This is a genomic window from Acinetobacter lwoffii (genome assembly GCF_024129855.1).
GTDB lineage: Bacteria > Pseudomonadota > Gammaproteobacteria > Pseudomonadales > Moraxellaceae > Acinetobacter > Acinetobacter lwoffii_L.
Window position 1 is genome coordinate 159,266 of the sequence record NZ_JAMXXC010000001.1, and the last position, 13,891, is coordinate 173,156.

Below are 13,891 nucleotides of genomic sequence, written 5' to 3' on the forward strand. Positions count from 1 at the left end.
TTTATATGGGTTATTTAACACGTTGTAAAGTTACAGGATCTTCACCTTGCGGATGTAAGATAAGATTGTTGTTAGATATATTGATGCTTGCAATTGTCTTACTGCCATTTGAACTATCTTGTAATCCACCACACTCGTTGGTATCGAATAATACCTCGGTTGTGGTGAGAGTATTTGCTGACAATGTATATTTGCCATATTCAATCCCTGGCCAACCACAGTCATCTCCACCTTCAGTGTCTAGGAAGAAATAATAGTTGTTATCAAAGAAAGCAAATAGATGTGTTTCATTGAGTCGCCACGTGCCGACGAGACTATTAGACTGCTTAACTCGATTTAAACGGTATTCAGTACTAACGCCGGGTTCAGTAAGAATTAATTGAGTTCCATTAAAGTTTAAAGAATAAGGTTTATTCTCGGCAGGATGTGAAAGTCCCCATTCACCATTGGTATCATGCAGGATTTCCGGTTCAATCACGGTTGTTGTTGCATTCCATTTTAAGCGGCCCATTTCAATGCCTGCTTGACCACTCTCATCTTTGGCTTCTGCTTCACCTAGTGCATAGCGTCCATCTTCCAAAATGTGAATCAACACAGCAGTGTTATCGGTACGGTTAATCTCCCAAGTGCCGGCAATATCTTTGTAGAAGGTCGCTTGGAAGTTTTCTGAAGCTTTTTCTGGTGTTATCAACTGATCTGGTGTGATGGCTGTTTTGGTGACAACTTCATTTACGAAGTCGGTGGTACTTTGGTTAAAATTAAGCTTTACAGCAGTGAAGGCTGTTTTAGTGTCATCACTAATCTGAATGCCATCGCTATGATCACCTTTTCCATCTAAGGATTGTAAAAAAACCATAAGGTTGATACGCGCATTTTCACTTTCGACTAAATCTAATGGTGTGATACGCTCCTTTGCTTCAATTTCATCACCGAGTTGTACACCCCCAATAAAGAATTTTACTTTTTCATCATCATTAAATTTAAATTCTCCTTTTTCGTTGGTAACTCCTGTTGCACCACTACTGGTGATATAGGTCACCCCTGAAATGATTCCGTCCGTCAGTACGCCGGTTTGGGTGCCAACATTGTTTGCTGGAGGTGTACTGGCATTATCATCCGAACCACCACAGGCACTAAGTAACCCTGCTAAAGCAATACAAAGTAAAGTCTTTTTCATTAGAATCTTCCTGAAATTTATAATGTGGATTCAGTATAAAAAGACCCTTATATTTGCCATATCCCAAAATGAGGAGGTTAAGAGCTTTTTAATGCATGAATCCTTTAAATTAGAAAGAAATTCCTATTTATATTGGGAAGCAATCTTAACTATCCGTAAATTGATGTATGAGATAAGTTGAAAGGTGGCAAAAATAATCAACTATTCATTTAAAAATTCTAATTATACAAATATAGATTAACTGTTTATTTATTGATCATAGAGCACTATCTATATTTGCCGAGGTTGCTAAAATTCGCGCAATTTTGAATAGAATTGGTGCGTGACGTGTTTGAGAAGTTAGCAGAACAAAGCCTGAGGCTGATGGGTTGGGAAATTGATAACCATTGGCCCCTAGATTTAGACCAATGTGTCATGATTGCTGCTCCTCATACCAGTAATTGGGATGCACTGTATGCGCGACTGGCCTTAAAAGCATTAGGTGTGAATGTTCGCTTAACCATTAAAGACAGTTATATGAAATTGCCATTTGGACCTTTTGTACGTGCTATGGGCGGTATCGGGATCGATCGCCGTCCTAAACAGCCGGGGGAGCCTCGTCCGAGTATGGTTCAGGTGATGACGGAATTATTCAAGACCCATCCTAAACTGGTGATGCTGGTCACGCCAGAAGCGACTCGTGCTAAACAGGAACAGTGGAAGACAGGTTTTTATCATGTCGCGATTAATGCAGGTGTGCCGATTGCATTGGCCTATATGGATTATGAGAAGAAGAAAACTGGTGTAGGTAAAATTGTTTATCCGACAGGGGATTATGAAAAAGACATGGCAGAAATCATGGCATTTTATGCAGAGATTCAGCCAAAATTCCCTGAATGCTTTAGTGTAGATCAGCGCTATTATCAGAATTAAAATTGAGTTGAAAAAAAGCAGGAAAATTCTCCTGCTTTTTTATTGCCTAATCATCATGAAGATTGACAGACTTAAGAGGCATGTTCAGAAGTCGGCAAAATTCCACCCAGATTTTGGCAGGCATCTTTATACAGATCATATTGCTGTTCCACCACTTCATGCAATGGCAGGTCAAATAACTCTTCACCCTGATGATACTGTTTGATATAAGATTCGACTTTGGATTTGCTGCTATACAACATCTGCTGATAATAGTCGGTCATACTGCTATGTGGCATTTGGGCGGTATCTACCTTGGCACAATGGAAATTTTGCAGTAATTGTTCGGACTTCTTCAAATCGCTGGACATACAACCTGCTAGTAGCAAGGTACTGAGCAATGTCGTGATAAATTTCATGGAAAGTAGACTAAAGGTTTTATGGGAGCGCACTATTGTAGAAGTAAAACCCGGTCACAAAACCTTTTTAATCTACCAAATGGTTAAAAAATAGAACAACAGAATTTGAAAATCCAAGTCCATTCTCTAAACATCTAACCTTTAACCAAGCCGCCATCTACAATTAGGTTTTGTCCTGTGACAGCACGTGAATAAGGTGACAAAAACATCAGGATTGCAGCAGCGAATTCTTCGGGTGTAATCACGCGGCGTAAAGGCGTCGATTGAGCAATCAGGTCAAAGACAATGTCAGGTGTGGCCTTACTGGCATCCGTGGTTTGTAACAGGCCACCAGAGAGCATATTCACATTGATGCCATATTGTCCCAAGTCCTGCGCCGTGGTGCGGGTAAAGGCCAATAATGCAGCTTTGGCGGTGGTATAGTCATGATAAGGAACCACCGGATTTTGCACCAGGTTTGTACCAATATTCACGATCCGGCCAAACCCTGCCTGTTTCATATCATCCAGAGCGGCTTGTGTGGTATTTAAGGCAGCCTGTACTGCACCGCTAAATTGCCGTTGCAACATTTCCCAAGTCAGCGTTTCTACTTTAGGGCGTGCATCGCCATTAAATTCAAATTGAATCAGTGCATTATTGACTACAGCATGAATTGCTTCACCGAAATGGGTTTTAGCCGCGGCAAATAACGCGCGTACCTGATCAACTTGGGTCACATCTGCCTGATAAATAAAGACTTGGTCTGGATGTTGCTGGGCCAGCTGTTCAGCTTGCTGCTGACTGCTATGATAATTGACGACCACGCGCGCACCCTCAGCCAGTAAAGCTTGAGTAATGGCCAAACCCAAACCACGCGCACCGCCCGTAACAAGAACAATCTGATCACGAATTTGCATAATGATGATCTATATTGTGAAAGATTGGCCTTAACATAGCAGTTATTTCACCGGATTCAAGCTTTGGCGGGGGGAAGACAGATTCGGCTTGATCTTGTGCTTAAATGAATTGGGGCGCTAATAGAAAACAGCCTGCGCTCAAGAGTAAACTTAAGATCACGCGTTTAAACAGTAATTCTGAAATTTTATAAAATAGCTTTGCGCCTAAAATTGCCGGAATACTCACAAAAACAATCAGCAAGGCCATATAGGGTAAATGGCTTTGATTGATCAGGCCTTGCCATACATAAGTACCCAGCGTGAAAAGCTGAATTGCAAAATTAAAGTGCCGTAAAATATAGCGCTGCTGGGTTTTGGGTAATTGTTTTAACATCACCCAGGCCGAAGGAATGGCACCGCAAAAACCGCCCAGTCCTCCTAAAATTCCGCCAATAAAACCGATGCAGCTATCAGTCAATTTTCCTGAATGCTGAATTGTTTTGAATTGCGGATTGAATAGCATCACCGGACACCACAGTACCAGAAAAAATCCCAAGATCATCTTAAAGGTATCTGCTTGAATGATCTGCAACAGATAAGTACCCAGCGGCACGCCAATCAGACCAGCAATCAGATAAGGCAGCACCAACTGCCTGGATAAAACTAGCTGCTTTTTTTCCTGACTGAGTGAAATCACATGACTCCAGATCGAGGCAAATACCAGCAAGGGCGCGGCCAGTTGCGGAGGCAGCACCCAGACCCAGAAAGACATGGCGATCAGGGCAAAGGCAAAGCCGGTCAGCCCCTGGACAAAACCTGCGACCATTGCACCAAGAATAAATAACAGCCAAGTCATAAAGATCAGGTCATAAGCAAAGGCAGCAGTATTCTCAAGATTTAAACAAAAGCCAAGCTTCCATTTAGCTGGATTTATGCAAATGAAAGTTCAAATTCTCATAAAAGCATGCATGCTAATTAAGAAAAAAGAGGTTTACGGCCATGCATAAAACATGCATAAATCTCTACAAGAGTGCAACAATGGCTCCGTTCACTCTCCATGAACTCGCCTGATACTGACAGAGTGCAGTAAGAGGTGATGGACATGATGAAAAAAGTGATATTACTTTCTGTATTGGCTGTGTCATTAACCGGTTGTGTGGTTGATCCTTGGGATGATGATTATCGTGGCAACAGAGATCGTAATGGACATTATGATCGAGACCACAGAGATCATGACTGGAAAAATAAGGACCATAAAGATCATCGGGATTGGAAACGTGACCGAGATAACCGCGACTGGCGCCGTGATCGTTAATCACAGTCTTTAAATTTGACTGACTACAATGACAAAAAGGATTCCACTGAGGAATCCTTTTTTAATGGCTCTTCAAAACAATTTAAATCAAGAAATACTTTTTTGATAAAGCCCCGCACGAACTGTACCGGCTTTGGTATTTTTAATTAAACGCCATGAGGACGGTAATTTAAGTAATTGTAAATCACGGTCTGCTTCTACATAAATATAGGCATTGTCCTTGATCAGAGGATCTGCCTTTAGCGCTAGTTCTTCCCATAAATCCAGGCTATATGGCGGATCTAGAAAAACCAGATCAAACTGTGCCTGAAGGGTAGACAAAGCTTGCTGCGCCGTAGCCACTTTTAATTGTGCACGTGCTTTGGTGACTTTTAAAAGTTCCAGATTTTGGGTCAGAAATTGTGCCTGAGTACGATCCGGCTCAATCATCACCACTGATGCAGCACCACGCGATAATGCCTCAAACGCCAATGCCCCAGAACCGGCACAAATATCCAACACCTGGGCATTTTGTACATCCCACATCAGCCAATTAAACAGTGTTTCCCGAACACGGTCAGGCGTCGGGCGCAAACCCTCAATGCTGGCAAAAGGCAGTTGGCGGCGTTTCCAGTCACCACCAATAATTCGAAGCTGGTTTTTCATCTTTAATCTCGCTCTACCGGTGTCGGAGCAGGTGTTGCTGCGGGAGATGCAGCCGTATTTGCAGAAGTCGGAGCAGCATTGTCGGGCTGGTCACTGGCTGGAACGGCACTAGATGCTGCATCCTGACTCAACATGCCTGCACCACTTGGCAATTCAGCTGGCTTGATTCCGGCCGTCATCAGACCACCACTTAATTGGTGGCCTTGTGGGCGTACCGGATTTTTATCTTTATGCAGTAACCAGTAATCAAAAATTGGACGGGCCAGAGCCGTTGCGGCACTACCACCGCGACCATTTTCCAGAATAACTGCAATCGCGATTTCAGGATTTTCAGCAGGTGCAAAACCGACAAACAGGCCATGATCCAGCTGACGATCAGTCAATAAGGATTCATTATAGCGCTTGCCTTGAGCAATACTTTTCACCTGTGCCGTACCGGTTTTTCCGGCAATAGAATATTGTAAGCCGCTTTTGATGCCTCGGCCTGTACCGGATTGAATCACGTCCACCATCGCATCACGCATCTTGATCCAGTCTTCTTCCTGACCATTAAAATCGATCTTGCCATGCGTGCCATTGTGCACCTTGAACGGTTTGGCACCGCGACTTTCACGCAGAACATGGGGAATGACTTTATTGCCATGATTGGCGGTAATGGCTGTGGCCATAGCCAGTTGTAATGGGGTTGAAGTAAAAGCACCCTGACCAATACTGACGGAAATGGTTTCACCACGTGACCAGTTAGCCTTGCGGGTACGCATCTTCCATTCCGGGTTTGGATACAGTCCTGAGCTTTCACTTGGTAAGTCCACGCCGGTTTTTTCACCAAAGCCAAACTGACGCATCCAGGTATTCATTTTTTCAATACCCATACGGTAGGACATGACATAGAAATAAGTATCACAGGAGACCACTTGCGATTTATGCAAGTTGACTACGCCGTGTCCTGACTTTTTCCAGTCGCGGAATTTATGCGAATCGCCCGGAAGTGTGAAATAGCCGGGATCGGAAATTGCTGTATCCCAATCGACCAGGCCATAATGAAGGCCACCCAGGCCAAACATCGGTTTAATGGTCGAACCTGGAGGATAAGTTCCTTGAACCGCCCGGTTATATAGCGGCTGATCAAGGTTATCACGTAAGTAGGAATAATCTTTGGTGCTAATCCCAGTCACAAACAGATTCGGGTTAAAACTTGGGCTGGAGACCAGCGCCAGAATTTCTCCGGTTTTAGGATTCATCGCCACAATCGCGCCACGACGCCCGGCCAGTTGCTCCGAAGCTACTACCTGTAAACCGTAATCCAGTGACAGGAACAGATCATTACCACGCACCGGATCTTTACGGCCCAAATGACGCAGCACATTACCAAAGGCATCTGCTTCGACTGATTCATTTCCCGGCACACCATGCAGCAGCTCTTCATAGGATTTTTCCACCCCGATCTTTCCGATCAGGTTGGTTCCGGCGTACAGATCCTTATCAATAGCTTTAAGTTCTTTGTCATTAATTCGCCCTACATAACCAATCACATGCGCGAACAGATCACCATGCGGGTAGTAGCGGGTCATCTGGGTTTCAATATTCACGCCCGGAAACTGATATTTCACTTCACTAAAACGGGCAATATCATTTTCGTTCAGATTGAGCTTGATTGAAACCCGTTCGGTTTTACGCGCTGTTTTAATCCGGGTTTGAAAGCGTTCAAGATCCTCTTCGGTCAGTTCCAGAATCGGTTTCAGGCGTTCGAGCGTTTGATCGATATCCTGTACATCGGCACGACTTAAAGTGGCAGTAAATACCGGATAGTTATCGGCCAGCAGAACGCCGTTTCGGTCATAAATATAACCGCGTGCTGGTGGTAGGGGTTGCAGACGAATCCGGTTTTCATCAGAAGCTGTAGTAAAGCTTTCAAAGTTGAACAGTTGCAAATAGGCATAGCGGCTGACTAGCAGCAGCATGAAGAAAATGACAATACCCATGGAAATCAAGACTCGACTGCGATAGATGCGCTTTTCTTGTTGTGCATTTTTTAAAGGAAAGTGCTGCTTCATACGCGATCGACTTAAGACCTGAGAGTGGTAGAAAAGAATCAAAGTGGAGTATTCTAACGCAACTGCACTTGATTTGATAATGAAAAACTGCCCTTGCAATCTGTTCCTTTAAGCTTTGACTTTGCAGACATTAAAATTGTAAAGTGCTGTATATAAGAGTTGTGATAATTCTGCTAGAGTAAAATCTAATAAAAATAGGACTATACCAAAAACTATAATTAAGGAAGATGGTGAAGGAATGAACAAGGTTTACCCTTTGTTAGCGTTTGCATTGTGGGCGAACGGAGCTTATGCACATGATCAGATTAATAATACTGCAACCAAAATAGAGCCTGCTCAGGCAAAAGCCTTTAATGTGGGTGTTGGTTTTACCCAGAAATTACTGCATTTAAATACCGAATGGGTGAACCCTTATGGGATTGCTTATGTGAAAGGTGGTGTTTTTCTGGATGATGATCGTACGATTGGCGGTCAGGCAGGCTTTCGTTATCCTGCACATCTCACCGGCAAAGACAAAAATGGTTATTATGTCGGGGTTTATGCCGGTCATATCGACAGCAAACAGGTTGATGGCGAGTATGAAGGCCGTTTAGGTGCTGGCGTTGATTTGGCCTATGTTTTGCTTAGTTCAGAACGGATCAGCAGTTTTAGTATCGGGATCGGTGCCGGAGAGAAACTCGAAGACCGAAATGGTCGTGCTGTGGTTGAAACAGAACCCCGGCTACAATTTTCCTATACTTTAAGTATCGGTTTATAGACAAAATATTCGACCTTATTAATATGTGTATTCTGTGAACAAAAAATTAAATATGGAAGTTATGCATGCTTGAGTACGTCAACGAGTTGTGGCAAACCTTTGTAAACCGCCCGGATTTTTGGGCCGTGCTCAGCATTATTCCAGTGACTGCATTTGTAACCTGGGCTCACGTCTGGATGGCACTGAAAATGGTCTTTTATCCGATCAATTTTTGGGGTTTCCATCTCGGGCCTTTACCTGTGGGCTGGCAAGGGATTGTGCCACGCAAAGCTGGACGTATTTCAGGCATTATTACCGATAACACACTGTCAAAATTAGGCTCTATCCGCGAATTTTTACAGGCGATGGATCCGGATGATATGGCACGCATCATTGGCGAGCAGGTCGGTTTCGAACTGGAACACCTGATTGATGAAGTGATGATGGATCGCAATGCGGTGCTCTGGGAAAACCTACCTTTTGCTATTAAGCGCAGAATTTATGCACAAGCACAAAAACAAATGCCGGCAATTTTGCGTGAATTAGTGACTGAGCTGACCATGAACGTCGAGTCACTTGTAGATATGCGTGAAATGGTAGTGAGCCAGATGGAAGGCGACCGTCGCTTGATGGTGCGTATGTTCCTGAAGGTGGGTCAAAAAGAGATCAATTTTATCTGGCATATCAGTGCCCTCATCGGGATGTTCTTTGGGATTTTCCAGATGATTGTCTGGTTTGTAGTGCCGTGGCACTGGACTGTACCGTTCTGGGCTGCGATCTGGGGCTTTTTGACCAACTGGATCGCGATCTGGATGGTATTCAACCCACTCTATCCCCACCCAGTAAAGTACCCGCAATTCTTTGCCCGTACCACAAATCGCAAGTTTCCGTGGATTAAGCCGGTGATTCCTCGTATCGGCACCTATAACATACAAGGCGCATTTATGAAACGTCAGGATGAAGTCTCTGACGTCTTCGCAAGTGTAGTCACAGAAGACCTGATTACGTTAAAATCGATCATGACCGAGATGATGTATGGCGGCAGAAAAGACAAAACCCGCCGCATTATCAAACGTCATATTAATGAAATTATGGAAACACCCCTGGTTCGGACCTCTTTACAGCTGTCTTTAGGACCAAAAGAGTATGCAAAACTCAAGACGGACTTGATCGATCGCTCGATTGAAATTACGATGGTACCTGTATGCGACCCAGCATTTAATGCGAGCCGTGCACAGAAAATCTATCAAATGTTTAGAGACCGCATACGTGAGTTGACTCCGAAGGAGTTTCAGAATCTTTTACGTCCTGCATTTCAGGAAGATGAATGGATTCTGATTTTATTGGGTGGGGTAACCGGTTTTGTCGCGGGTTTAATCCATTTGTTTGTGGCTTTCTTATAATGAGATGTCGGGGGACACAATCGGGTGATTGTGGTCGTGGCGTCATACATATTGTTTAAATGAGGATGTTTATATATGCGCATTATCTTACTCGGACCACCTGGAGCAGGTAAAGGTACACAAGCTCAGTTGATCTGTAAGCGCTACAATATCCCACAAATTTCAACCGGTGATATGCTCCGTGCTGCAATTCGTGAAGGAACTGAATTAGGTCTACAAGCTAAAAGTGTCATGGACAATGGCGGTTTGGTTTCTGATGAGTTGATCATTGGTCTGGTGAAAGAGCGCATTGCGCAACCTGACTGTGTAAACGGCTGCATTTTTGATGGTTTCCCGCGTACCATTCCTCAAGCAGAAGCCTTGGAAAAAGAAGGCATTGCAATTGATCACGTGATTGAAATTGATGTACCAGATGAAGAAATCGTACAACGTCTTTCTGGCCGTCGTCAGCATCCTGCATCTGGCCGTGTCTATCACATCGTTTACAACCCGCCAAAAGTGGAAGGTAAAGATGACGAAACGGGTGAAGATCTGGTTCAACGTCCTGATGACCAGGAAGCAACCATTCGTAAGCGTCTAGGTTCTTACCATACTGAAACCGAGCAACTGGTTGGTTTCTACCAAGGCCGTGCAGCGTCTGGTGAAAATGCACCAACTTATGACAAGCTAAATGGTTTACGTCCAATCGATGAAGTTCAAACTGATCTTTTCGCGATTCTGGATCAGGCAAAATAATCGGCTGACGATGATTTTGACAATCGGAGAGCCCTAAGTCATATTAGGGCTCTTTTTTATTGCGTATTTGAACAGGGTACTTGTTGCTATGAAATTTGGCGTATTGGTGTTGATGGTAGTCTTTCTGGCAGTATTGGTAGGTCTGTTCTATTTCAGTTTTAAAATGCTCAACAAAGTACGTCAGGAAGAACGTGCTGAAAATGCAGCAAAGCGACCTGAGCGCCAGCTCCATCCAAAATTACAAGCCGAACTTGAACAGCGCAAGCAGCAGGAAAAGGCTGAACAAGATCAGGATAAATAATCCATAATAGTTCAGCTCAGCTAAGAATTTGGTTTGAACGAAAAGCACTCTTCTCATAGTCGATAAAAAGGTGACACATTGGTCACCTATTTTTTATTCCAGCTTGATCGCGCCGTTCTATTCCGCAAGCTCAATATTTTTCACTGCAATCGGGCGGGCTGCACCAAATTCAAACCGATCCGGCCAGTTACACACATCGGATACTACACATTCATGACATTTCGGTTTGCGCGCAATACACGTATAACGACCGTGTAAAATCAGCCAGTGATGTGAATCAATGATAAATTCCTTGGGAATGACTTTGACCAGACGGTGTTCAACTTCCAACACATTTTTGCCAACCGCTAGTCCGGTACGGTTACCTACCCGGAAAATATGGGTATCAACCGCCATGGTCGGCTGACCAAAGGCCGTATTCAGTACCACATTCGCCGTTTTACGACCTACACCCGGCAGGGCTTCTAAGTCTGCACGATTGTCCGGTACGATGCTGTTGTGCTTCTGAATCAGCATCTCGCAGGCTTTAATCACGTTGACCGCTTTCGAGTTATATAAACCAATGGTCTTGATATATTCCTTCAAGCCGTCCACACCTAGCGCATAAATGGCTTCCGGTGTATTGGCGACTGGAAAGAGTTTGTCTGTGGCTTTGTTGACGCTGACATCGGTAGCTTGAGCAGAGAGCGTGACCGCGACCAGCAATTCAAAGGGATTGGAATAATTTAGCTCAGTTTTTGGGTTAGGCCGCTGTTCACGCAGGCGTTCAAAAAAGGTCTGAATCTGCTTTTTGGTCATGTTTTTAACGGGCTTGGCCTTTGCTGTGGTCATGTTCTATCCCTGTAAAGCCTGTAATTGCTGTGTCAGTTCTTCCAGTTGGGTGCGTTTTCGGGCATCTTCACGAACCGAAAGCTGTTTTTCCAGTTTTTTAATTTGGGTACGTAGTTTTGCCAGTTCAATCGTGGTCTTGGAATCGAAAGCAACAGGTGCATTCTCTGGCTTGCTCGCGACTTCAATCACAGGAAGTTGCTCATTTAAAGCAGAGAAACGGGCAAACAGGGCAGTATCAATTTCTGCACGGACCACAGGTCCCTTACGATCGGTACGCCGTTTTTCTTCACGCTGGATGTGCGCATAGTAACGCTGACGCAGATCATCCTGTTCCGCAAGACGCTGTGCTTCAGTCGGCAAGGGTTGTTGATCTTCAACCAAATCGATGCAGTCTACCGGACAGGGGGGAATACATAACTCACAGCCCGTACATAGATCGGTCAGAATGGTGTGCATCAGTTTACCGGAACCAATAATTGCATCGACCGGGCAGGCGCTAATGCATTTGGTACAGCCAATACATTCATCTTCACGAATTACGGCTTTGATGCGCTGAGGACGACCATCGGCTTGAACTGGCCAGACACTTTCTTCAGCTTGAAGTTTAGGACGATTTAATAATGCAGCCAAAGCATCGGCAACAGGCTGTCCGCCCGGCACACATTTATTGGCATTTTCCCCCTCAGTAATCGACTGGGCATAAGGTAAACATCCGTCACGATGACCGCAGAGTCCACATTGGGTTTGAGGGAGTAAAGCGTCAATCGATTGGACCAGAGAAATGGGCGAATTCATGTATAACCAGCGTTACTCATGGCAAGCATGAGACAGTAAGTGAAACAAAATATGTCGATTCATCAATTTTAACATATTTTTAAACTCCTAAGTCGTGCGCAATTAAGGGTCAACTTGTGCCTTATTATTAGGCATAAATCTGAATCTAAGCCTTGATTCGATTGGCATTTCCTGACATAGAAAAAATTTTCATAATCAATATAAATATTTGTTATCAAATTAATTTTAAAGTATTTTCAAAAAAAGTATTGTAGATTAGTTACAAAAGATATTTAATATTTTGCGCCAAAATTTAACATTGATTGTAAATTTGACCAATTTTGATCCATTTTCTGCTGAGGATTAAGCGTTGAAATACAACACACTTAATGAGTTCCTAGATTACGTAAAATCACGTGATGCACATCAACCAGAATTTCTTCAAGCTGTAGAAGAAGTGATGACCAGTTTGTGGCCGTTCATTGAAAAGAACCCACAATACGCAGCACATGGTTTACTAGAACGTCTAGTTGAGCCAGAACGTGCGATCCAGTTCCGAGTTTCTTGGGTAGATGACCAAGGTCAGACTCAAGTAAACCGTGCGTTCCGCGTACAGTACAACTCAGCGATCGGTCCATTTAAAGGTGGTATGCGTTTCCACCCTTCAGTGAATCTTTCAATCCTAAAATTCTTAGGCTTTGAGCAAACATTTAAAAATGCTTTAACCACACTTCCTATGGGTGGCGGTAAAGGCGGTTCTGATTTTGACCCTAAAGGCAAATCAGAAGGCGAAATCATGCGTTTCTGCCAGGCTTTAATGATCGAGCTGTATCGTCACCTTGGTGCGAACACAGATATCCCTGCAGGTGATATTGGTGTAGGTGGTCGTGAAGTGGGCTACATGGCCGGCATGATGAAAAAATTAAGTAACGATACGGCATGTGTATTCACTGGTAAAGGTTTAACTTTCGGTGGTTCATTGGCACGTCCGGAAGCAACGGGTTACGGTACTGTGTATTTCGCGGAGGAAATGCTTAAGTCTCGTGGCGAAAGCTTCAAAGATAAAGTCGTTGCGATTTCAGGTTCTGGTAACGTTGCGCAATATGCTGCTGAAAAAGCAATGTACCTCGGTGCGAAAGTGGTTTCACTTTCTGACTCTGCCGGTACAGTTCACGTTAAAGACGGTTTCACTGAGGCGCTTCTTGCTGAAGTCATGGAACTTAAAAATGTAAAACGTGGCCGTATTTCAGAATTCGCGTCTAAACATGGTTTCGAATATCTTGAAGGACAACGTCCTTGGGGTATCAAGTGTGATATCGCATTGCCATGTGCGACTCAAAACGAACTTGATGCAGACGACGCTGCTCAGCTTCTTGCAAACGGTGTAATCTGTGTGGCTGAAGGTGCGAACATGCCTTCTACGCTTGAAGCGGTTGAGAAATTCGTTGAAGCGAAAATTCTTTATGCGCCAGGTAAAGCATCAAATGCAGGTGGTGTGGCAACTTCTGGTCTGGAAATGTCTCAAAACGCATTGCGTTTAGGCTGGACTTTCGAAGAAGTTGATGAGCGTTTACACGCAATCATGAAAGAAATTCACCGTAACTGTGTGAAATTCGGTACTAAGGAAGACGGTACTGTGAACTATGTAGACGGTGCAAATATTGCTGGCTTCGTAAAAGTTGCTGATGCGATGCTTGCTCAAGGCGTATTCTAAGTCTGACTTAGTCTAAGCTGA

At 44.0% G+C, this 13,891-nt stretch carries 15 protein-coding genes; 7 read left to right on the forward strand and 8 right to left on the reverse strand.

The window, feature by feature from the left end:
• Positions 1 to 10: 10 nt before the first annotated feature.
• Entirely contained in the window at positions 11 to 1,177 is a 1,167-nt protein-coding gene (locus NI465_RS00690) for a hypothetical protein (RefSeq protein ID WP_180049623.1), read from the reverse strand.
• Positions 1,178 to 1,540: 363 nt separating this feature from the next.
• On the opposite strand from NI465_RS00690, the gene NI465_RS00695 reads away from it, so the two are divergent.
• Positions 1,541 to 2,089: a 1-acyl-sn-glycerol-3-phosphate acyltransferase gene (locus NI465_RS00695; RefSeq protein ID WP_004730226.1), complete on the forward strand. Its 549-nt coding sequence runs from the start codon at positions 1,541 to 1,543 to the stop codon at positions 2,087 to 2,089.
• 71 nt (positions 2,090 to 2,160) lie between these two features.
• On the opposite strand, the gene NI465_RS00700 is transcribed toward NI465_RS00695, so the two are convergent.
• From NI465_RS00700 to NI465_RS00710, 3 genes are all read right to left on the reverse strand, one after another.
• A complete protein-coding gene (locus tag NI465_RS00700) occupies positions 2,161 to 2,487 on the reverse strand; it encodes a hypothetical protein (RefSeq protein WP_071850601.1) in 327 nt (108 codons plus the stop codon).
• A gap of 134 nt (positions 2,488 to 2,621) precedes the next feature.
• Positions 2,622 to 3,383 (reverse strand): 3-oxoacyl-ACP reductase, encoded by a 762-nt coding sequence (locus NI465_RS00705; protein ID WP_071850602.1) that lies wholly within the window; start codon positions 3,381 to 3,383, stop codon positions 2,622 to 2,624.
• A gap of 100 nt (positions 3,384 to 3,483) precedes the next feature.
• Positions 3,484 to 4,218: a sulfite exporter TauE/SafE family protein gene (locus NI465_RS00710; RefSeq protein ID WP_071850603.1), complete on the reverse strand. Its 735-nt coding sequence runs from the start codon at positions 4,216 to 4,218 to the stop codon at positions 3,484 to 3,486.
• A 246-nt stretch (positions 4,219 to 4,464) separates the two neighbouring features.
• Between NI465_RS00710 and NI465_RS00715 the strand changes: the two genes are divergently transcribed.
• Complete coding sequence (locus NI465_RS00715) at positions 4,465 to 4,677, forward strand: hypothetical protein (protein WP_005104632.1); 213 nt, start codon at positions 4,465 to 4,467, stop codon at positions 4,675 to 4,677.
• 87 nt (positions 4,678 to 4,764) lie between these two features.
• Here NI465_RS00715 and rsmD read toward each other — a convergent pair whose 3' ends face one another.
• Positions 4,765 to 5,322: a 16S rRNA (guanine(966)-N(2))-methyltransferase RsmD gene (gene rsmD, locus NI465_RS00720; protein WP_004279484.1), complete on the reverse strand. Its 558-nt coding sequence runs from the start codon at positions 5,320 to 5,322 to the stop codon at positions 4,765 to 4,767.
• Between the two features lie 2 nt (positions 5,323 to 5,324).
• Positions 5,325 to 7,376 carry a penicillin-binding protein 2 gene (gene mrdA, locus NI465_RS00725; protein WP_253143899.1) on the reverse strand — a complete coding sequence of 684 codons (2,052 nt, stop codon included), beginning with the start codon at positions 7,374 to 7,376 and terminating at the stop codon, positions 5,325 to 5,327.
• 238 nt (positions 7,377 to 7,614) lie between these two features.
• Between mrdA and NI465_RS00730 the strand changes: the two genes are divergently transcribed.
• From NI465_RS00730 to NI465_RS00745, 4 genes are all read left to right on the forward strand, one after another.
• The gene (locus tag NI465_RS00730) at positions 7,615 to 8,133 is read left to right on the forward strand and encodes a hypothetical protein (RefSeq protein WP_253143901.1); all 519 of its coding nucleotides are present in this window, start codon (positions 7,615 to 7,617) and stop codon (positions 8,131 to 8,133) included.
• Between the two features lie 65 nt (positions 8,134 to 8,198).
• Positions 8,199 to 9,515: a DUF445 domain-containing protein gene (locus NI465_RS00735; RefSeq protein WP_004279487.1), complete on the forward strand. Its 1,317-nt coding sequence runs from the start codon at positions 8,199 to 8,201 to the stop codon at positions 9,513 to 9,515.
• 75 nt (positions 9,516 to 9,590) lie between these two features.
• Positions 9,591 to 10,250: an adenylate kinase gene (adk, locus tag NI465_RS00740; protein WP_004279488.1), complete on the forward strand. Its 660-nt coding sequence runs from the start codon at positions 9,591 to 9,593 to the stop codon at positions 10,248 to 10,250.
• Between the two features lie 88 nt (positions 10,251 to 10,338).
• Positions 10,339 to 10,551 (forward strand): hypothetical protein, encoded by a 213-nt coding sequence (locus NI465_RS00745; RefSeq protein WP_004279489.1) that lies wholly within the window; start codon positions 10,339 to 10,341, stop codon positions 10,549 to 10,551.
• A 117-nt stretch (positions 10,552 to 10,668) separates the two neighbouring features.
• Here NI465_RS00745 and nth read toward each other — a convergent pair whose 3' ends face one another.
• Together nth and NI465_RS00755 are read right to left on the reverse strand one after the other, a co-directional pair.
• The gene (gene nth / locus NI465_RS00750; RefSeq protein ID WP_085064790.1) at positions 10,669 to 11,382 is read right to left on the reverse strand and encodes an endonuclease III; all 714 of its coding nucleotides are present in this window, start codon (positions 11,380 to 11,382) and stop codon (positions 10,669 to 10,671) included.
• Between the two features lie 3 nt (positions 11,383 to 11,385).
• Complete coding sequence (locus NI465_RS00755; RefSeq protein WP_005104626.1) at positions 11,386 to 12,177, reverse strand: RnfABCDGE type electron transport complex subunit B; 792 nt, start codon at positions 12,175 to 12,177, stop codon at positions 11,386 to 11,388.
• A gap of 349 nt (positions 12,178 to 12,526) precedes the next feature.
• Between NI465_RS00755 and gdhA the strand changes: the two genes are divergently transcribed.
• Positions 12,527 to 13,870: an NADP-specific glutamate dehydrogenase gene (gdhA, locus tag NI465_RS00760; protein WP_004646331.1), complete on the forward strand. Its 1,344-nt coding sequence runs from the start codon at positions 12,527 to 12,529 to the stop codon at positions 13,868 to 13,870.
• Positions 13,871 to 13,891: the final 21 nt, after the last annotated feature.